The sequence below is a fragment of the Bacillus sp. 007/AIA-02/001 genome (assembly GCF_004634455.1).
In the GTDB taxonomy this organism is placed as follows: domain Bacteria; phylum Bacillota; class Bacilli; order Bacillales; family Bacillaceae_G; genus Bacillus_A; species Bacillus_A cereus.
The window spans coordinates 53,368-72,422 of sequence record NZ_SEIY01000003.1 but is presented as its reverse complement, the minus strand read 5'-3'; the positions used below and the strand labels follow the sequence as shown (position 1 = coordinate 72,422).

The window sequence follows — 19,055 nt, the reverse complement described above, 5'->3', positions numbered from 1 at the left end:
TATTTTGGAATACTACATGGAGAAAGAAAAGAAGGAGTTGAAAAAACATGTCTAAGAAGAAGCGAGAAGAAGAGCGCGCCTGGAAAGCACGTAAAGAAAATCAACAACCGCACGGAAAAGTGAAAGCTTTTGCTGAATTAGTTGAAGGAACAGAAAAAACGTGATGAGTATTTCATCACGTTTTTTGTATGAGTGGAAAAGTTAATAAAAAGGTTGTACCGATTCCTTTTTCACTTATAATATCAATTTTTCCATTCATAGCTTGAACAACACTGAATACGACCATCATTCCAAGTCCAGTACCTTTTTCTTTCGTTGAATAAAAAGGAGAGCCAAGACGTTTTACTTGTTCTGAATCCATACCGACTCCTGTATCTTTTATATATAACTGAATATGCTTATGATCAGGAACTAATGTGAAATAAAGATCACCGCCTTTTGGCATAGCCTCAATGCAATTTTTTAAAATATTTAATAAACATTGATTTAGTTTTTGCTTTTCACCAGCGATAAAAAAAGAAGTGCTTTGCTTTATATAATGAGTACGTACATTTGTTAAATTAGTAAGCGGTGTAATTAACGACAATGCATGTAGTAATTCTTCTTCTAACTGTAATGTTTGTTCTTTTTCAATGCTTGGTTTAGCAAAGGTTAAATAATCTGTAAGAACATGATTTGCTTGTTCGATGCCGTTAATGGCAATGTCGATATACAATTTTCGTTCCTGCTCAGTACAGGTATCTGATTGTAACAGTTGTAAAAAACCTTTCGTTGAAGTTAATGGATTGCGAATTTCATGAGAGATAGACGCTGCCATTTCACCAATTAAATGAAACTTTTCAGCATTTATAAGTTCGTTTTGGAGACGAACTTGAGTTTGTAATATGTGCAGTAAATATAAAATTAGAATCGTACCAAGCATTGAACATAACTCATACACAATAATATGCAGTATATAATCAGTCTTATTTGTAACCTTTGAAAGGAAGAAGGGTATCCAACTAAATCCGTATGTGAGACTGTAGATAATAGCAAGTGTTATTTTTATACGATTAGAAGTTTGATTAAAAAATTTATATGTTAATAGTAGAACAATAAATAGAAGAACAGAACCGATAAGAGATGGGAAAACACCTACCCCACCTAATAATAAGCGATATATGTTTAATACAACTAAGATAGAACCACCAGCAATAGGCCCTCCCGTTAATGTACCGACAATTAATACAATATGGCGCATATCAAATTGAAAACCATTATTTGTTTTTGCTGCAAATGTAATACAGAGTACGGTAGCAAGGCAACAGAGTACAATGAATATAGCTGAATTTAATTTAGGAGAGCGTTTCCCTTTTTGATTCCAAAATAAATGATATACGAGCATTGTAATCAGGATGAATAATATATTTAAAAAGAGATAAATAATAAAGGATTTCAGTGGGATGCCTCCTCTCTTCTTAGATTAAATTAATCATACTATAAAATGAAAGAAATGAAATAATAAATAGCGGAAAAATCAGAAATTTTTACGCTAGTATACAATATGTTACAATAAGCTGTGTCAATGAAAGAAGAAATTCCGTGCATCGCGCGGGAGAGGTTCGCGAACTCCCTCTATAAAAAACTATGGAAACAACAATATCCTTAGGTATTGTTTTGTTTTTTTATTGTGACAGTTCAAGAACGTTCTTTCTTCTTATTTATAGTAGAGAAGGAGAATGAGTGAAATGAAAAAAGAAAAAGCAGTTGTTGTTTTTAGTGGAGGACAAGATAGTACGACATGTTTATTTTGGGCAATAGAGCAGTTTGCAGAGGTAGAAGCTGTAACGTTTAATTACAATCAACGTCATAAGCTAGAAATTGATTGTGCAGCGGAAATTGCAAAAGAACTAGGAATAAAGCATACGGTACTAGATATGAGTCTATTAAATCAACTTGCTCCAAATGCGTTAACCAGAACGGATATGGAGATTACACATGAAGAAGGTGAATTGCCATCGACATTTGTAGATGGACGAAATTTACTCTTCTTATCATTTGCTGCTGTATTAGCAAAACAAGTTGGAGCACGTCATATTGTAACGGGTGTATGTGAAACTGATTTCAGTGGTTATCCAGACTGCCGTGACGTGTTTGTGAAATCGTTAAATGTTACTTTAAATTTATCTATGGATTACCCGTTTGTCATTCACACGCCACTTATGTGGATTGATAAGGCTGAAACATGGAAATTATCAGATGAACTTGGAGCATTTGAGTTTGTTCGAGAAAAAACATTAACATGTTATAACGGAATCATTGGTGATGGTTGCGGTGAATGTCCAGCATGTCAACTTCGTAAAGCAGGATTAGATACGTACCTACAAGAACGCGAAGGAGCGAATAACTAATGGATAACTTTTTTGGATTTCGCATCGTAGAGAATTTGCAAAAAATGGACAAGGATATTCAGCGTAAACAACTCAAATACCATAATAAAAGAGTAATGGTCAGCAAGGAATTTACATTTGATGCAGCACACCATTTACACTGTTATGAAGGGAAATGTAAAAACTTACACGGTCACACATATAAAGTTGTATTTGGAATTAGTGGATATGTAAATGAAATAGGTCTTGCAATTGACTTTGGAGATATAAAAGAAATTTGGAAAAATGAAATCGAAATTTATCTAGATCATCGTTATTTAAACGAAACGTTACCTGCAATGAATACGACTGCTGAAAATATGGTCGTTTGGATTTATGAAAAGATGGCAGAAGCACTAACAAAAGAGAATCGAGTGAACGAATATAAAGGAGCTCGCGTTGAATTTGTTCGTCTATTTGAGACGCCGACTAGTTATGCGGAAGTAAGACGGGAGTGGATGCTTGATGAGTAAAATCCCTGTCTTAGAAATATTCGGTCCGACTATTCAAGGTGAAGGAATGGTTGTAGGGCAAAAAACAATGTTTATCCGTACAGCTGGTTGTGATTATAGCTGTACTTGGTGTGATTCTGCTTTTACGTGGGATGGATCAGCTAAAGATCAAATTAGACAGATGACACCAGAAGATATTTGGGATGAGCTTGTTGCAATTGGAGGAGAAAATTTTTCTCATGTTACGATTTCAGGTGGAAATCCGGCATTACTGAAAAATATTGAGTTTCTTCTTTCTATATTAAAAGAAAATGGAATGCGAACGGCAATTGAAACGCAAGGGAGTAAATGGCAAGATTGGTTACTTCAAATTGATGAGGTAACAATTTCTCCAAAACCACCAAGTTCAACGATGAAAACAGATTTTCATAAGTTAGATGCTATTATTCAGAAACTAGCAGGAAAAGATATTAGTTTAAAAGTAGTAGTATTCGATGATCATGATTTTGAATATGCAGTTAAGATGCACGAACGTTATCCAAAGGTACCATTTTTCTTACAAGTAGGAAACGATGATACAAAAACAGTGGATGATGCGATGCTTATAAAAAAATTATTAGATAAGTATGAATGGCTGATTGATAAAGCTGTAAATTGTAAAGAGATGAATGATGCAAAAGTATTGCCTCAGCTTCATGCGTTAGTATGGGGAAATAAGCGCGGCGTATAACGAGAAGGGATGTTTAAAATGACAGGAAGATTAGATGAAGATTTAAAAGATGTAACATTACTAGGGAATCAAAATACAAAATATTTATTTGAATATAGCCCAGAAATATTAGAGGTATTTGATAATAATCATCCAAACCGTGATTATTTTGTAAAATTCAATTGTCCTGAATTTACAAGTTTATGCCCGAAAACAGGACAACCAGATTTTGCAACAATTTATATTAGCTATATTCCAGAGCAAAAAATGGTAGAGAGTAAATCTTTAAAGTTGTATTTATTTAGTTTCCGCAATCATGGTGATTTCCACGAAGATTGCATGAACGTTATTATGAACGATTTAATTAAATTAATGGATCCGCGTTATATTGAGGTATGGGGGAAATTCACACCACGTGGTGGCATTTCAATTGATCCATACTGCAACTACGGGCACCCAGGTACGAAGTATGAACAAATGGCTGACTACCGCATGATGAACCACGATCTATATCCGGAAACAATTGATAATCGTTAATAGAAAGAAAGGGCCTGTATAGTATACAGGCCCTTTCTTTCTATTATATTATGCATTTTGATTAATGACAGTATAGTTTTTATGACTTACAACTGTAAGAGGTTCCATATCTAGTTCTCTAAAATTCTTCATAATTGTTATATCAACAATAACAGAGTTTTGATTTACTTTTTGAACACGGCCTTGCATTCCACCTTTAAATTCGATGATATCTCCAGTTTCTGCGATCTGCATAAGCAACTCTCCTTGTTACAGTTTTCCCAAAAAAAGAATAAATTTGGGTTTTTTTATTTCCTCCTATTTTGAACCATATTTCCTACTTTGTAAATGTTTCCAAAGTAAAAATTCGAAAAATATTCACTTTTTGTAAGAAAATATGTAGAAAATCCATGTTTTTTAGAAAAAATAGTAAAAATGCGAGAATCTTTATATCGAGGTATAATGAAAAAGTAGAATAACCTGCTGAAGTGGGAGAAATTAGAGGCGGTAAAATGATGTTTGAATTTGTGGGGAGTGTTATAGCTTTAATTTTATTTTTATTTTCTTATATGCATTTAAAAAAGATTCGTCAATATGATACGAGTACATATTTTGATGGGATGGATGGTATCCATGCTTCGATAACACATGATAGTGGTGGGGAGATGTAAAGGTATATAACTTTATTTTCTTGCGTGGTATGATGTTTAGAACTAGTGCATAATAGAGTTCATAAGTGATGAATGGAGAGTGAAAAGAATGAAGATTTCTTTTATTCGTCATGGTTGTTTAAGTCGTATAAGAGAACCGATGACAATTAATTCATTTCACGAATGGATGAAACAGTATGATTCCGAGTCAATGATACAAAAAGCTAAAATGCCGATAGAAACAATAGAGGCAATTGAAGCAGCGAAATTTGTCTTAACAAGTGATCAAAGGCGTGCTGTACAATCAGCAGCTGAATTGACGGATTCTTTATCTTTTATGCAAAATTCTCTTTTTAGAGAAGCTGAAGTTCCTTCATGCTTTTTTGCTCCGAAGTGGTTGAAATGCACAATTAAGGTATGGATGTTCATTGGACGAACATTATGGATACTTGGCTACCATAAAGATGTTGAGTCTTATAAGGAAGTAAGAGAGAGGGTAAGGCAAGCGGCTTACCTGTTACATCGTTATGCTCTCGTACATGGAAGTATAGCTCTTGTAGGTCATAATTATGTGAATGTAATGATTGGTGCCGAACTGAGAGCGATGGGATGGTCTGGTTCTCCTATTTTGCACAGAGAGCCATGGGGATGTACAACATATACGTTTCACGAGGCGATGGATGGAAATATATTAAATACAAATTTAACATAAAAGCACACGATTTATATAAATCGTGTGCTTTCTTTTTAAGATATAGAAATTTTGACGTTTAATGGTTTTACGAGATGAGCATAAGGTTCCCCTACTAGCATAACAATTTCATCTTTTTTATAACCTAACTTTTCGTATAGTGAATAGGCGCGTTTGTTTTCTAAATTAACAAGTAAAGCGATTTTTTTATGCCCTTTTTCAGTTGCATAGATTTCGGCAGCTTCAATTAATTTAGAACCTATCCCTTTTCCGCCGTGTGCACTTGAAACTGATAATGTATCAATGTAATACTCATCAAGCTCAGCTTCTTTTTCTAACGTAATTGATTCATCTTTATGTAATGCTCTTAAGTGATGTACAATTGGTGCGTCAAGCTGTGTTGCTTCACTACCGTGATAAGCGACAATAATTCCAACTGCACTCTCGTCTTGTTCATAGACAAAACAGTTTTCGTAGCTCAGACGGTTATTTTCTTTTGAGAACCATGTCTCAAGTCCTAGTAATACTTCTGCTTCAACTGTGCTACCTGTGATTTTTTCAGCAATTTCATGCAGAGCATTATACAATAAAGGAGCTATTGCCATTGCATCTGTCTTTTTTGCTTTCCGAATCATAGTATCCCTCCTAGTTCTATTTGTATATTGTAGCATAGTGGTATGGAACTTTGCATAATTGAATGCCGAAATGTTTGATATAGAGAAGTAGCTATGTTAGTATATGATATTTAGTGGACATATAGTAAAACAATATTGTTTGCGAAATAACGAAAATAAAATCATGGCATAACAACGAGATAAAGTGAAACGTTAATCAGTAAGATTTTTTGTTCATTCTACGACTGATTAGTAGTCAACACCAATCGGACTACCTGCAAATAGCGGGATAAATTTACAGTTGTTGACCTATAGAATATAAGATAAAATAAAATATTGCAGAGAGGTGAAATACATGGATAAAGAATTAGCAAATACAATTTTAGATCAGCTAAAAAATGGTGAAATAAAGGAGTATGTTGTTACGAAAGATGTATTTTATACGTTCAGAGAAGTTGTTGTAAATAGAGAAGACTTTAAGCATTTCATTGGTAACGCACAGCGAGGCGGGCAAGTGATTTATACATATTCAGAAACGCCACGTTCATAAAGGAGAATTTTGATCAGCAGGGCATCTCTCACTGATTAGTAGCCTTCACCAAACGGACGTTTCATGCGGGATAAATAAAAGATAAAGGAGAGGGGAATTATGGGCGATTTTAAACAAGGCATTTTACCACATTGGGATTATATGTGGAAAGATAGAGCCGGCAATCGATTTATGGGAATGGTTATGTATCCAGAGAAACGAAAATGTTCAGCAAAAATGCTTCAGAAAATAAAAAGAGCATATGAAGAAGCAATAGAAATTAAAGTAACTGTACAAGTTCCACATACATATCAGTACGTAGAAGGACTGATTGTATACTTTGATGAAGAGGCTCCTGTATGTACAATGCTTGATAAAGATGAAAATCCACATCATATATTTGTAAAAGATATTTTGCGCATTGAGTACTCTGAATAAACTTTTCATAAATAAATTGAAGTTCCATAATAATAATCTTTTTCTATAATAGTTATCTTTTAGTATGTAACGAAAAACGAAAGTATATGTATAATATATTTAATAAGGTAAATTTGATAAATGTAATCGTTTTTTAGAGCAGATTATAGTTTCATATCTGTTCTTTTTTGCGTGATGCTGGAGAAATATATTTCTTCAGCATCTACCGTTTTATGACAAAATATATTGTTAACTTTTTTAAAAATAAGGTTAAATTCGTTGACAACTTTTTTGAAAAGCACTTTATTGACATGAGTTTTAGAATGTTGTTTCATAGTCATTGTATTAAAAAAAAACGGCTATCATGTCGAAAAGTAAAAGTTAAAAAAAGAAAGAATTTATACATATATCTTGTGTCTTATTTTGAAACGTAATACAATATATAGAGAAATCAAGAACAACATATAGAGAATATAGATTTGAGAGGGAGGGTCGGAAATGTTAGTTGCATATGATTCTATGACAGGAAACGTGAAGCGTTTCATTCACAAATTAAATATGCCGGCCGTTCAAATTGATGAAGATCTAGTAATAGATGAAGACTTTATTCTTATTACGTATACAACAGGTTTTGGAAATGTACCAGAACGTGTTTTAGACTTTTTAGAGCGCAATAATGAAAAATTAAAAGGCGTATCTGCAAGCGGCAATCGTAACTGGGGAGACATGTTCGGTGCAAGTGCTGACAAGATTTCTACTAAATATGAAGTGCCTATTGTATCAAAATTTGAGTTATCTGGAACAAATAACGATGTAGAATATTTTAAGGAAAGGGTGCGGGAGATTGCGACACATTGAACTGAATAATGAAATCACGCAAATGCAGGACGGTTTTTATCAGCTTCATAAAGATAAAGAGGCATTAGAAGTCTTTATGGAAGAAGCTAGAGAGAATACCGTTCCTTTTAATAGCGTGGCAGAGCGAATGGAGTATATGAAAGAACATGATTACTATTACAACGTTCTGGACGAGTATAGCTTGGAGGAAGTAGAGGAAGTATATAACATCGCTTATGGTGAAAACTTCGAGTTCCAATCTTATATGGCAGCATCTAAGTTCTACAAAGATTATGCGTTAAAAACGAATGATCAAAAACAATACTTAGAAAGCTATGAAGATCGTGTAGCAATTGTTTCATTATACTTAGGACGCGGTGATGTTTCGAAAGCAAGACAATTCGCAAGCATGATTGTAAAACAAAACTACCAACCAGCGACACCAACCTTTTTAAATGCGGGAAGAAGCAGAAGAGGAGAAATGGTGTCTTGTTTCTTGTTAGAGATGGATGATAGCTTAAATTCAATTGGCTTTAACATTAATACTGCGATGCAATTATCAAAAATCGGCGGGGGAGTAGCTTTAAACTTATCTAAGCTACGCGCACGTGGTGAGCAAATTAAAGGTATCGACAACGCTGCAAGTGGCGTAGTACCTGTTATGAAATTGCTTGAAGATTCGTTTTCATATGCGAATCAGCTTGGCCAACGAAAAGGTGCCGGTGCAGTATATTTAAACATTTTCCATTGGGATATTATTGAATTCCTTGATACAAAAAAAATAAATGCCGATGAGAAGAGCCGTATTCAGTCTCTATCAATCGGAATTATCGTTCCAAGTAAGTTCTTTGAGCTTGCTGAGAAAAACGAACCTTTCCATGTTTTCGCGCCTTATACGGTTTATAAAGAATATGGCAAGCATTTAGATGATATTGACATTGATGAAATGTACGATGAATTAATGAGCAATCCGAAAGTGAAGAAGAAGCCACTAGATATTAGTGCACGTGATATGCTTATTAAAATCGCTATGATTCAGCTTGAGTCTGGTTACCCATACTTAATGTTTAAATCAAATGCAAATAATCAACATCCATTGAAGGATATTGGAACTGTGAAGATGTCGAACTTATGTACAGAAATCTTCCAGCTTCAAGAAACTTCAGAAATAAATGATTACGGTACAGATGACATTATCCGTCGTGATATTAACTGTAACTTAGGATCGTTAAATATTGTAAACGTAATGGAAAATAAAGAAATTCGTGAAGCAGTTCATGCGGGAATGGAAGCTTTAACAGCTGTTTCTGATATGACGATTATTCCGAATGCACCAACTGTGAAAAAAGCAAATGACGAGCTTCATTCAGTTGGACTTGGAGCAATGAACTTACACGGATATTTAGCAAAAAATAAAATCGCTTATGAAAGTGCAGAAGCGAAAGAATTCGCTCGTACATTCTTTATGATGTTAAATTACTATTCTATTGAGAAAAGTATGGAAATCGCTACAGAAAAAGGCGAGACATTTAAAGACTTCGATAAATCTGATTATGCGAATGGCACATACTTCGAAAAGTATGAAACGACAGATTACAGTCCTGTAACTGAAAAAGTTCAGCAACTATTTGAAGGAATTCATATTCCGACAAAAGAAGATTGGACAAGTTTAAAAGAGCAAGTGCAGAAGAATGGTTTATACAACTCATATCGTCTTGCCATTGCTCCAACACAATCAATCAGTTACGTTCAAAATGCAACTTCAAGCGTAATGCCGATCGTAAGTCAAATCGAATCAAGAACATATGCGAATGCGACAACATATTATCCAATGCCGTATTTATCAAAAGATACGTTCTGGTACTATAAATCTTCTTACGATATGAATCAGTTTAAATTAATTGATTTAATCGCAGAAATTCAAGAACATATTGACCAAGGAATTAGTACAATTCTTTACGTTAATAGTGATATTTCAACACGTGAATTAGCACGTTACTACATCTATGCACATAAAAAAGGCTTAAAGAGTCTGTATTATACGAGAACACGTAAATTAAGCGTGGAAGAGTGTGTGGCTTGTACCGTTTAATGGCATATTGCCATACTAAATGAATAACCCAATAGTATGAGCAGGGTTATGAACCCTGCTCATACTTGGTTTGTTCTACTAAACGGTTAGCTTTTCATTGTTAGATGGAAATTTAACCGTTCAGTAGAACAATAATAGATATAGGGGTGATTCAATGCGCGCTGTTAACTGGAATAAAAAGGAAGATGATTTCAGTTTAATGTTTTGGAAGCAAAACATCGCTCAGTTTTGGACAGAAGAAGAAATCGCGGTTTCGTCTGACAAAAATACTTGGGTGCAATTATCGAAAGAAGAGCAAATTGCTTATAAGCGTGTATTAGGTGGTTTAACACTTTTAGATACGAAACAAGGTGGCGAAGGAATGCCACTTGTACTTGTTCATCTTGAAAATTTACAAGCGAAAAGTGTATTAGCTTTCATGGGAGCTATGGAAGAAGTACATGCGAAAAGTTATAGTCACATTTTCACAACATTAGCTACAGAAGAAGAAATTGATGATATTTTTGACTGGGTAGACAATCATCCGTTACTTGAGAAAAAAGCTGGTATTATTACTAGTTACTATCGTCGTTTATTAAAGCCTGAAGTAACGAAAAAAGAGTTATACATGGCAATGGTAGCAAGTGTGTTCTTAGAAAGTTACTTATTCTATAGTGGATTTTTCTATCCACTTTACTTAGCTGGTCAAGGTAAACTGACGGCAAGTGGTGAAATTATTAACCTTATTATCCGTTAACTTATGGCGGCTTTTGGTAGAGATACCAATTGAAAAACCCTTTTAATTGCTGGGACCCCCTATTGTAAATTTATCTGTATTATTATTGATGAATATATGCATTCAGGTTATTCTCTAACTATCAATAGATGGAAAGGAGAATAGCTGATAGGGCAATCAGCAGCGAAGCCTTTATCTAGCGATAACATGTACGGAAGTATCAGACATCGAAAACTGTATAAACAGTGGTGGGTGCGATACGTAGATAAAGGAACGTTCAACGACTATCCCAATGGCGGTGAAATTCCGCAAGAGGAGTAGGGCCAAGCGGTGGGTGAGAATCCCTTAAATCGAAATGGAGGGCTACCTGAGAAGGTAGATGATATAGTCTCTTCTTACAGGAAACTGTAAGCTGTATAAACGGCATAGGAGTAGCGAACTTATGTGAAGGTAAAGGATGAGTCAATTCACGGCGTATTCGTCGGTATTTTAGCACAACAAATCTTCGCAGAACTTTCTGTAGAAGAGCAACAAGAAGTGCAAAAAGAAACACAAGAGTTATTAATGGAACTATATGAAATTGAAATGGCCTATACAGAAGAAATTTACACTTCTATCGGTCTTGTAGAAGATGTAAATCGTTTCGTTCGTTACAATGCAAATAAAGGGCTTATGAACTTAGGACTTGAGCCGAAGTTTGAAGAAGAAGAAATTAACCCAATCGTTTTAAATGGTTTACGTACAGATACGAAAAACCATGATTTCTTCTCTGTAAAAGGAAATGGTTACGTAAAAGCAACGAACGTTGAAAAGTTAGCTGACGATGACTTCGTGTTTAACTTTTAATATAGGATTATAAGGAAAAGCTGTCTTATTGATTGATAAGACAGCTTTTCTTTATAATTTTGTTTACATAACACTATTATTTTTGTATAGCGATTTATATTTGGGAAGTTCTATTCGGTTAACGGATAGAACTTTTTTGTAATTAAATGGGTATTTACAAACCTTTTGTATCAGTGTATTATTTAACTAGTACACCGATACAAAAGGAGGGAAGAAATGAAAATAGAGTTTTCTCCAAATACACCAATTTACATTCAGGTAATGGAATACATAAAAAAAGAGATCGTAACAGGACATTTATTGCCTGGTGATAAAATTCCCTCTGTCCGTGAATTAGCGAGTGAATTACAAGTTAATCCAAATACGATTCAGCGTACATTTCAAGAGCTAGAACGGGATGGAGTTGTTGTAACACGTAGAGGAATGGGACGGTATGTAACGAATGAAGGGGAGAAAATTATGGAGCTGCGAAAAGAGATGGCGAAAGAATTACTTCATTCTTTTATAGATGGAATGGACAATTTAGGTTTTTCAGAAGAAGAAATTCTTACAATTCTTCGTTCTTCATTACATGATAAGAGGGAGGAGAGCCAATGACAGAGCTATTGAAAATAGAAAACTTATGGAAGAGATACGGATTAAAAGCAGTGATCCGTGAATTAAACATAGAGATTACGGAAGGGAAAATCGTTGGGCTTGTTGGAGATAACGGGAGCGGGAAAACGACGTTATTGAAAATGATTGCAGGCTTGCAACACCCTTCTGAAGGTAGTATTACAATAGACGGTAAAAAGGTAGGATTACAGACGAAAGAAATCGTTTCATTTATGTCCGATAAGCCAGTCTTTGATGATTGGATGACTGTAAAAGATGCTTTATTTTTTTACCGAGATTTTTATAAAGACTTCGATATTCAAAAAGCGGTAGATACGATTGCAGAATTTAAAATACCGTTAGAAGAAAAAATTACAGCATTGTCAAAAGGTATGGTTGAGAAGCTGCAGATTATTTTAACGTTTTCTCGAAAAGTGAAGCTATACGTACTGGATGAGCCGTTGGGCGGGATTGATCTTGTTTCTAGAGAACATGTACTTGAGCTAATACTTAAATTTTATCGTGAAGATTGTACGCTACTTATATCGACTCATTTAATAAGAGAAATCGAAAATATATTCGATGAAGTAATCTTTTTGAAAGATGGAGAAATAATATTGCATGAAAATGTGGAAGAACTACGATTTCAAAAGGGTAAAGCAGTACATGAGCTGTTTAAGGAGGCCTATGAGAAATGAGTCAGCTTTTTCGTTATCTGTATAATTGTAATAAGAGAAAGATAGCCATTATTTACTTTGGTTTTATTACAGTTTCATTCATTCTTTTATTTAATATGAAAGGAGTTTCAGGAGTTAGAATTTCAGGTAGGCAAGATATAATTATTATTATATTCTTTATCGTACTAGGTATAAATGGATTTGCAATTCTTTTAACAGGTATATCGTCTTTTCGGAAAATGTTAAAAAACTCTATGCTACGTTATACTTCTATTTCAGCAAAAAAGTATATATGTGCAAATATTTTATTCTGTGTACTACTCTTTATGATTTTACTAGGAATAGGAATCATTTTTCTATACTGTTTTTCTTTAAATATTTACAATGGAAAAACTAATTTAGGTATTCAGCAAGCAATACACAGTTTATATAATTATGGAATATTACATCATATATTATCTATTTTCTTATGGGGACTAGATTTTCTTAATATGCTAGTTTCTATTTATTTTATTATAGTAATTGTAAAACTATTCAATGTGAAATCATCGATGAATAAAGTTGCTTGTTTAGTTTTATTCGTCATTTTTACCGCATTTAATGGAGGAATAACGTATATTTTTCAGCAAATAGAAAAGTATGTGTTTGCTATAAATAATATTGGATTTATAGATCAAAATGGTTTTTTAAATACATCATTTTATTCTGGTACAGAGGTTACAATTTTAAATCTATTTTTTAATTGTTTATTAACAATTATATTACTAGTAGTTACAGGTCACATTATCGATAAAAAACTAGAAGTCTAAAGGAGGAATCAGCATTGGGAAACGTAGTAGTAAAGTTAGAGAATGTTCGAAAAAGGATTGGTGGAACGGAAATTATTCGTGGTTTATCATTTGAGGTTCGTGAAGGAGAAGTATACGGATTCCTTGGGCCGAATGGTAGCGGTAAGACGACGACGATCCGTATGATGACAGGTCTTATTTCAATGACAGAGGGCGATATTACAATTTGTGGACATAGTATTCGCTCGGAGCGTGAAAAGGCACTAGAGCAAATTGGAGCGATTGTAGAAAATCCTGAACTATATGATTATATGACAGGAATGCAAAACTTAAAGCATTTTGCGAATATGGCCATTACACCAATTAGTAAAGAGCGGATTGCTGAGATTGTAAAGCTTGTTGAATTAGAGCATGCGATTCATAAAAAGGTGAAAACATATTCACTTGGTATGAAACAACGTTTAGGAATTGCACAGGCATTACTTCATCAGCCGAAAATCTTAATTTTAGATGAGCCGACAAATGGACTAGATCCAGCTGGTATTCGCCAAATTCGTGATTATTTACAACGTTTAGCGAAAGAAGAGAATATTGCTGTAATCGTATCAAGTCACTTATTGAGTGAAATTGAATTAATGTGTGATCGCGTCGTTATTATTAAACAAGGTGAGTTTGTACAAGAGTACAACTTACATGAAAAAGTGAAACATGATGAGGCAGTCGTTGTAGCGTTTGAAGTAGATGAAGTTCAGAAAGCAAATGAAATCATTAAAGGTAAAGCAAAAGGGAATGTAATTGTAGCATCTGTAACAAAAGACAACATTCCGCAACTTGTAAAAAAACTTGTTCATGCTGATGTGCTTGTATATGGCGTTACTGTTCAAAATAAAACGTTAGAGGATGAGTTCTTAGCGATTACTGGGGGAGTGAAAGCGTAATGTTTAAATTAATTCAAAATGAATTTTTAAAGTTGCATGCGAAAAAAGGTATGTATATTTTAATTGGTGTCATTGCTTTATTAGAGATTTTAGGAACAGTAGTATTGGCGAAATGGGGCGACGCTGGTAGCTTAAGTGGATCTTACTTAGATTTTGCAAGTTCAAATATCGGCTTAATTATGATATTCACAACAATCTTTGGAATTACAATAGCTTCTCGTACAATTACAGATGAATTCCAAAAAGGAACGATTAAGCAATTATTAATTCGTCCAAGAAAACGAATGACAATTTTATTTTCTAAATATATTACAGTATTATTAACGATGTTATTTATCGTATTTGCTAGTACGTTAATTGCTATGATTATTGGTATAATTGTAATGGACGGTAGTAAAACTGAATTAACGTTAGGAATTGCTTTAAAAACAATTGTATATCAGCTGTTATCACCATTTTTCTTTGCAACACTTGCATTTTTCTTAGCAAACGTGTTTAGAAAGTCTGTATTACCAATAATTATTACGATGTTTCTATTATTCTTACAAGGTACAATTAACATGGTATTAATGATGTTTGCAAAAGGTGTAGCGAAGTTTGTAGTATTTAGCCATTTGGATTTAAGAGCTTACGATAGCAATAAATTAATTAGTGGCGGAGTAGAACCAACATTTACAGAATTTACATTTACAACTTCATTATTACTTGTAGCTGCATACTTTGTTGTGTTACTTGTAGCATCAAGTGCATTATTCCAAAAACGTGACGTATTATAATAAAAGAAATCCCCGCTTGTAAAAACGGGGATTTTTATTACATAAAATTCACTTAGATTGCAACAAGTATGCAATTTTTCGGTGGAGAAGAAAGTGGTACAATCTCAATTACTGAATTACAAGCGCAAAGTAATTTATGGATTGGTATTGGTCTTACAGTTGTTGGATTACTTTGGTTAATTCCTTATGTTTGGAAACAATGGCGTACAGTAAAAGAAGTTGGCGTGCCACCAGTACGTTTTATAAATGAGCAAAAAGTAGTGAGTTCATCACAAGAAAATGAAGTGTATAGTCAAGTGATCGTAACCGATAGATTGATGGCCATAGAGTTACCAGATGAGGCTGTAAATAAGCTTCGGTTAGAAGAAAATGATTATGTAACAGTATCTGTAGAAGAAGATAAAATCGTTATAAAGAAAGCACATAATAGATAATTAAAAAGTAGCTCCTTAAGAGCTACTTTTTAATTTGTAATAATTTCCACACGAAAATTATTACCGTTCTTTACATATTTAATATCTGTAACAGTGCGGACCGTCTTTAAAATCTCCACTTTTTCACCAATTCGCGGGATGGTCGGAACATTGTCCCAAATACCAAGCAAGTCATCTAATTGTGCCGTTTTTTCATAAAACCAGATTTTCAATGTAAAGCCCCTTTCTCGAACTTTATGTATTTTAATACATAATATATTATTTTTATTCTTATTGTAAGGGGTTTTTTTATATTTTATGAATAAAAATAAATTAATCTTCTGGGAAGATATGTTCAATATCAGGAGTAAGAGATACTTCTGATAATACGATATGAGAAACGGTCGTTGCATATGAAGAAACATCATTGATAAATTCTTCCAGTTCGACGAGTGAAGGAATAGAAATTTTTACAATGTAGCATAAGCTTCCTGTTACTCGGTAACAAAAACTTGCAGATGGATAAGACTGAATAAACTGTTGCATACGTGTTGTATCACCATTTTTTAAAGTGATTTCTAAAATACAATCTAAAACGAGTCCTGCCTTTTTATAATCAATATCGATTGTGTATTTTTGAATAACCCCTTCGCTTTCGAGCTTACGAACACGTTCTGAAGTAGACGGAGCAGATAAGTTTACTCGTTTCGCCAATTCACGCATCGAAAGGCGACTATCATTATATAATTCATTTAAAATTTTTCGATCAACACGGTCTAATTGCATTTGTAAATATACCTCCAGTAAAATAATGATTTTTGTAAAGGGAAAATATAAATTAAGATTCATATGAAATGTAAAGTGAACGTTATTTATTTTACAATAAAACAGAAGGAAATAGGAGGGGAAATGATGGAGAGAATTTCATTATCAAATGTAGGAGATACAAAGTTTCAAAAGTTATTAGGGCATAATTCGGATATATTACATTCGTGGAGTACGTTAGAAGATACACTGTACAATAAAGGAACTCTTTCAGCAGAGTTGAAGGAGCAAGTGAGAAGAACATTAGCGTATGGGAATGAATGTCCGTACTGTATGGCAAAAGGAAGACCTGATGATATGCAAAAGGCAGAGGAGATTGGTGTAGCCGTTACTTTTGCGCATACATTTGTTCATGACCGAAAAGCAATAGATGATACTATGTTTCACGTATTAAAACAATATTGGACAGAAAAAGAAATTGTAGAGCTTTGCGCCTATGTTTGCTTTATTACTGCGTCACAACAACTTGGTTTTCTATTTCAATTACAGCCAAATTAAGGGGGAAATGATGACAAATCAAATAGCACTTATCATAATCGATGTACAAAAGGCATTTCAATTACCAGATTGGGGCGAGAGAAATAATATTTTTGCTGAAGAAAACATGAGAATTTTATTAGAAGAATGGAGAAAAAGGGAACGACCAGTTTTTCATATTCAACATGTAAATAAAGAAAATGCGCAGTCAATGTTTTATGAGAGAGCGGAAACGGTAAACTTTAAAGAAGAAGTGCAACCACTACTTGGTGAAGTGGTTATTCAGAAATTCGTTAACAGCGCGTTCATTGGGACAAATTTAGAAGAACAATTAAGAAAGAACAAATGTAATGCAGTAGTGATTGTAGGATTAACGACAAATCACTGTGTGGAAACTACGACACGAATGGCAGGGAATTTAGGATTTACAACATATTTAGTGAGTGATGCAACGGCTACTTTTAACCGTAAAGGTTTAGATGGTAAGGAGTATAGTGCAGAGGATATTCACAATATGACACTTGTAAATTTACATGAAGAGTTTGCTACGATTGTGACGACAAAAGAAGTATTAAAATTATTTTAAGAAAATAATTGCGAATTATGTAGAAAAAAATAAGAATATTTCGTATAATCTAAGTACAATCATTTTGAAAATAGGGGTGGCATCATATGGAGCAAATTTCAGTAAAGAAATTAGAAGAGGTACTTGTTGTAGCAGGGGATGATAAACAAAAGCAAAAGGAATTTTATGAATTGCTCTTATCTACTGAGTTTTATGTTGCTGGTTCACTAGAAGCAGAGGACGGGGCAACAGAAGGAATACTTCGTTTGCGTCATTTCCAAGGAGAAGGTAGATGGATCGTTCCGTTCTTTACACAAATGGAATTTGTAAAAGATGTGTTGCCAGAAGGAACGCCCCTTATTACGATACGTGGGAAAGAGTTATTTGGTAGCATTGAGAAAGATGCTATAGCTGTATTAAATGTTGGCACTGATATAAGTAAAACATTTATTCCAGAAGAAATTGCAGATATCGCATCTGGACGAATTTTTAACTATTATAAATAAAAGGAAAAGCGTAATCGCTTTTCCTTTTTAATTTGAATATGGAGTGGCTATACCGGAAGAAATAGAGACTGTTTTATTGTTCGTGTTTATTGTCGCTGTAGCTCCAAGTGGAATACCGATGTTTGGACTTATATGTCCAATTGGTAAACCGAATAGGACCGGTATATGATATGGTGCGAAATATTCATATAATATTGCTTGCAATGATTGAGATGGCTTTGAAGGAGTGCAGTCGTGACAACTTGTGAAAATAACGCCCCTACATTCATTAAACTTTCCAGATAAAAGTAGCTGATTTAACATACGGTCAATGCGGTACGGTTCTTCACCAATGTCTTCAAGTAATAAAAGTGTATTGTCCGTATTTATCTCGTAGGGCGAGCCAATTATACTTGTTAACACAGCTAAATTTCCTCCAACTAACGTACCTGTAACTGTACTGTGAGAGCTAGATACGATACATTCTGATGCAGATAAAATGGTTGAATACGGATGGAATAGCTGATTGAAAGAGGATAAAGATAGGGAATCAATACCTTTTCCTAGTTCTTCAATCATCGGACCATGAAATGTTATAAGCTTTGCATAACGTGAAACAGCAGTATGTAAAGCTGTAATATCGCTATATCCCCAAAAGATTTTAGGGTTTTGCCGAATGATTTCATATTGAATGTGAGGGAGGAGACGAGCACTTCCGTAACCACCTCGTGCACAGAAAACGGCCTTCACTTCATTATTTGTAAATGCTTCATGTATATCGTCAAGCCGAACTTGATCACTTCCGGCTAAAAATCCATATTTCTCGTAAACGCTCTTCCCGATTATTACGGATAACCCCATCTCTTGTAATACATTCACACCTTGTAATACATTTTCGATTGTAGGTGGACCAGATGGTGCAATGATCATTACTGTATCACCTTGTTTTAATGCATTTGGATAAATCATTAAGCTCAGCCTCCTTCTCTTTCAATATATTCGCTTCATATGAAGTTCAACCCTTGCAAAAGCAGGGGAAAG

General features: G+C 34.1%; 26 protein-coding genes, 3 pseudogenes and 1 riboswitch. Of the genes and pseudogenes, 23 read left to right on the top strand and 6 right to left on the bottom strand.

Annotated features, from left to right (window positions below):
• Window positions 1-47: 47 nt before the first annotated feature.
• Window positions 48-164, top strand: a complete 117-nt coding sequence (locus ES895_RS29700; RefSeq protein WP_000038355.1) for a DUF6254 family protein — start codon at window positions 48-50, stop codon at window positions 162-164.
• Between the two features lie 11 nt (window positions 165-175).
• On the opposite strand, the gene kinB is transcribed toward ES895_RS29700, so the two are convergent.
• Entirely contained in the window at window positions 176-1,384 is a 1,209-nt protein-coding gene (gene kinB, locus ES895_RS09645) for a sporulation sensor histidine kinase KinB (RefSeq protein WP_000964152.1), read from the bottom strand.
• 206 nt (window positions 1,385-1,590) lie between these two features.
• A riboswitch (PreQ1 riboswitch) is annotated at window positions 1,591-1,634 on the top strand.
• A 93-nt stretch (window positions 1,635-1,727) separates the two neighbouring features.
• On the opposite strand from kinB, the gene queC reads away from it, so the two are divergent.
• The 4 genes from queC to queF are packed head-to-tail and all read left to right on the top strand — an operon-like array spanning window position 1,728 to window position 4,106.
• Complete coding sequence (gene queC / locus ES895_RS09640; RefSeq protein ID WP_000711595.1) at window positions 1,728-2,390, top strand: 7-cyano-7-deazaguanine synthase QueC; 663 nt, start codon at window positions 1,728-1,730, stop codon at window positions 2,388-2,390.
• Window positions 2,390-2,881, top strand: coding sequence for a 6-carboxytetrahydropterin synthase QueD (gene queD, locus ES895_RS09635; protein WP_000368414.1), 492 nt, complete (start codon window positions 2,390-2,392; stop codon window positions 2,879-2,881). Before queC ends, queD begins: the two co-directional genes overlap by 1 nt.
• Window positions 2,874-3,590, top strand: coding sequence for a 7-carboxy-7-deazaguanine synthase QueE (gene queE / locus ES895_RS09630; RefSeq protein ID WP_065704541.1), 717 nt, complete (start codon window positions 2,874-2,876; stop codon window positions 3,588-3,590). The genes queD and queE overlap by 8 nt, the downstream gene beginning before the upstream one ends.
• A gap of 18 nt (window positions 3,591-3,608) precedes the next feature.
• Window positions 3,609-4,106, top strand: coding sequence for a preQ(1) synthase (gene queF, locus ES895_RS09625; protein ID WP_135238311.1), 498 nt, complete (start codon window positions 3,609-3,611; stop codon window positions 4,104-4,106).
• Between the two features lie 48 nt (window positions 4,107-4,154).
• Here the strand turns inward: queF and ES895_RS09620 are convergent, their stop codons facing one another.
• Window positions 4,155-4,340, bottom strand: a complete 186-nt coding sequence (locus ES895_RS09620) for a YkvS family protein (RefSeq protein ID WP_001165082.1) — start codon at window positions 4,338-4,340, stop codon at window positions 4,155-4,157.
• 260 nt (window positions 4,341-4,600) lie between these two features.
• Here ES895_RS09620 and ES895_RS29205 point away from each other — a divergent pair, with 260 nt between their 5' ends.
• Together ES895_RS29205 and ES895_RS09615 are read left to right on the top strand one after the other, a co-directional pair.
• Window positions 4,601-4,756, top strand: a complete 156-nt coding sequence (locus ES895_RS29205) for a hypothetical protein (RefSeq protein WP_000461432.1) — start codon at window positions 4,601-4,603, stop codon at window positions 4,754-4,756.
• Between the two features lie 88 nt (window positions 4,757-4,844).
• The gene (locus ES895_RS09615) at window positions 4,845-5,447 is read left to right on the top strand and encodes a histidine phosphatase family protein (RefSeq protein ID WP_000703098.1); all 603 of its coding nucleotides are present in this window, start codon (window positions 4,845-4,847) and stop codon (window positions 5,445-5,447) included.
• Between the two features lie 35 nt (window positions 5,448-5,482).
• Here ES895_RS09615 and ES895_RS09610 read toward each other — a convergent pair whose 3' ends face one another.
• Window positions 5,483-6,061 carry a GNAT family N-acetyltransferase gene (locus tag ES895_RS09610; RefSeq protein WP_000619548.1) on the bottom strand — a complete coding sequence of 193 codons (579 nt, stop codon included), beginning with the start codon at window positions 6,059-6,061 and terminating at the stop codon, window positions 5,483-5,485.
• Window positions 6,062-6,395: 334 nt separating this feature from the next.
• On the opposite strand from ES895_RS09610, the gene ES895_RS09605 reads away from it, so the two are divergent.
• The 13 genes and pseudogenes from ES895_RS09605 to ES895_RS09540 all read left to right on the top strand — a co-directional run.
• Complete coding sequence (locus ES895_RS09605; protein WP_000356684.1) at window positions 6,396-6,590, top strand: hypothetical protein; 195 nt, start codon at window positions 6,396-6,398, stop codon at window positions 6,588-6,590.
• Between the two features lie 99 nt (window positions 6,591-6,689).
• The gene (locus ES895_RS09600; RefSeq protein ID WP_135238310.1) at window positions 6,690-7,007 is read left to right on the top strand and encodes a hypothetical protein; all 318 of its coding nucleotides are present in this window, start codon (window positions 6,690-6,692) and stop codon (window positions 7,005-7,007) included.
• A 477-nt stretch (window positions 7,008-7,484) separates the two neighbouring features.
• Window positions 7,485-7,844: a class Ib ribonucleoside-diphosphate reductase assembly flavoprotein NrdI gene (gene nrdI / locus ES895_RS09590; protein ID WP_000959447.1), complete on the top strand. Its 360-nt coding sequence runs from the start codon at window positions 7,485-7,487 to the stop codon at window positions 7,842-7,844.
• Window positions 7,831-9,915: a class 1b ribonucleoside-diphosphate reductase subunit alpha gene (gene nrdE / locus ES895_RS09585; RefSeq protein WP_001215839.1), complete on the top strand. Its 2,085-nt coding sequence runs from the start codon at window positions 7,831-7,833 to the stop codon at window positions 9,913-9,915. The genes nrdI and nrdE overlap by 14 nt, the downstream gene beginning before the upstream one ends.
• Window positions 9,916-10,069: 154 nt before the next feature.
• Window positions 10,070-10,648 (top strand): annotated as a pseudogene (locus tag ES895_RS09580) (ribonucleotide-diphosphate reductase subunit beta); the annotation flags it as partial.
• Window positions 10,649-10,849: 201 nt separating this feature from the next.
• Window positions 10,850-10,951, top strand: a pseudogene (locus ES895_RS30085) (nuclease); the annotation flags it as partial.
• 123 nt (window positions 10,952-11,074) lie between these two features.
• Window positions 11,075-11,476: a ribonucleotide-diphosphate reductase subunit beta gene (locus tag ES895_RS09570; RefSeq protein WP_000864958.1), complete on the top strand. Its 402-nt coding sequence runs from the start codon at window positions 11,075-11,077 to the stop codon at window positions 11,474-11,476.
• A gap of 216 nt (window positions 11,477-11,692) precedes the next feature.
• Window positions 11,693-12,073: a GntR family transcriptional regulator gene (locus ES895_RS09565; protein ID WP_000687512.1), complete on the top strand. Its 381-nt coding sequence runs from the start codon at window positions 11,693-11,695 to the stop codon at window positions 12,071-12,073.
• The gene (locus tag ES895_RS09560) at window positions 12,070-12,768 is read left to right on the top strand and encodes an ABC transporter ATP-binding protein (protein ID WP_000137748.1); all 699 of its coding nucleotides are present in this window, start codon (window positions 12,070-12,072) and stop codon (window positions 12,766-12,768) included. The genes ES895_RS09565 and ES895_RS09560 overlap by 4 nt, the downstream gene beginning before the upstream one ends.
• Window positions 12,765-13,556 (top strand): ABC transporter permease, encoded by a 792-nt coding sequence (locus ES895_RS09555; RefSeq protein ID WP_135238309.1) that lies wholly within the window; start codon window positions 12,765-12,767, stop codon window positions 13,554-13,556. Before ES895_RS09560 ends, ES895_RS09555 begins: the two co-directional genes overlap by 4 nt.
• A 14-nt stretch (window positions 13,557-13,570) precedes the next feature.
• Window positions 13,571-14,473: an ABC transporter ATP-binding protein gene (locus ES895_RS09550; RefSeq protein ID WP_000528820.1), complete on the top strand. Its 903-nt coding sequence runs from the start codon at window positions 13,571-13,573 to the stop codon at window positions 14,471-14,473.
• Window positions 14,473-15,249: an ABC transporter permease gene (locus tag ES895_RS09545; protein WP_000475438.1), complete on the top strand. Its 777-nt coding sequence runs from the start codon at window positions 14,473-14,475 to the stop codon at window positions 15,247-15,249. The genes ES895_RS09550 and ES895_RS09545 overlap by 1 nt, the downstream gene beginning before the upstream one ends.
• A gap of 56 nt (window positions 15,250-15,305) precedes the next feature.
• Window positions 15,306-15,683 (top strand): annotated as a pseudogene (locus tag ES895_RS09540) (AbrB/MazE/SpoVT family DNA-binding domain-containing protein); the annotation flags it as partial.
• A 29-nt stretch (window positions 15,684-15,712) separates the two neighbouring features.
• On the opposite strand, the gene ES895_RS09535 reads toward ES895_RS09540, so the two are convergent.
• Window positions 15,713-15,895 (bottom strand): DUF3913 family protein, encoded by a 183-nt coding sequence (locus tag ES895_RS09535; protein WP_000707107.1) that lies wholly within the window; start codon window positions 15,893-15,895, stop codon window positions 15,713-15,715.
• A gap of 100 nt (window positions 15,896-15,995) precedes the next feature.
• A complete protein-coding gene (locus ES895_RS09530; RefSeq protein ID WP_135238308.1) occupies window positions 15,996-16,448 on the bottom strand; it encodes an Lrp/AsnC family transcriptional regulator in 453 nt (150 codons plus the stop codon).
• A 126-nt stretch (window positions 16,449-16,574) separates the two neighbouring features.
• On the opposite strand from ES895_RS09530, the gene ES895_RS09525 reads away from it, so the two are divergent.
• From ES895_RS09525 to ES895_RS09515, 3 genes are all read left to right on the top strand, one after another.
• On the top strand, window positions 16,575-16,985 hold the full coding sequence (locus ES895_RS09525; RefSeq protein ID WP_000439753.1) for a carboxymuconolactone decarboxylase family protein: 411 nt from the start codon (window positions 16,575-16,577) through the stop codon (window positions 16,983-16,985).
• A gap of 10 nt (window positions 16,986-16,995) precedes the next feature.
• Entirely contained in the window at window positions 16,996-17,550 is a 555-nt protein-coding gene (locus tag ES895_RS09520; RefSeq protein WP_135238307.1) for a cysteine hydrolase family protein, read from the top strand.
• Between the two features lie 86 nt (window positions 17,551-17,636).
• A complete protein-coding gene (locus ES895_RS09515) occupies window positions 17,637-18,035 on the top strand; it encodes an SseB family protein (RefSeq protein ID WP_000435264.1) in 399 nt (132 codons plus the stop codon).
• A gap of 27 nt (window positions 18,036-18,062) precedes the next feature.
• Here ES895_RS09515 and ES895_RS09510 read toward each other — a convergent pair whose 3' ends face one another.
• Complete coding sequence (locus tag ES895_RS09510; protein WP_000640075.1) at window positions 18,063-18,983, bottom strand: S66 peptidase family protein; 921 nt, start codon at window positions 18,981-18,983, stop codon at window positions 18,063-18,065.
• Window positions 18,984-19,055: the final 72 nt, after the last annotated feature.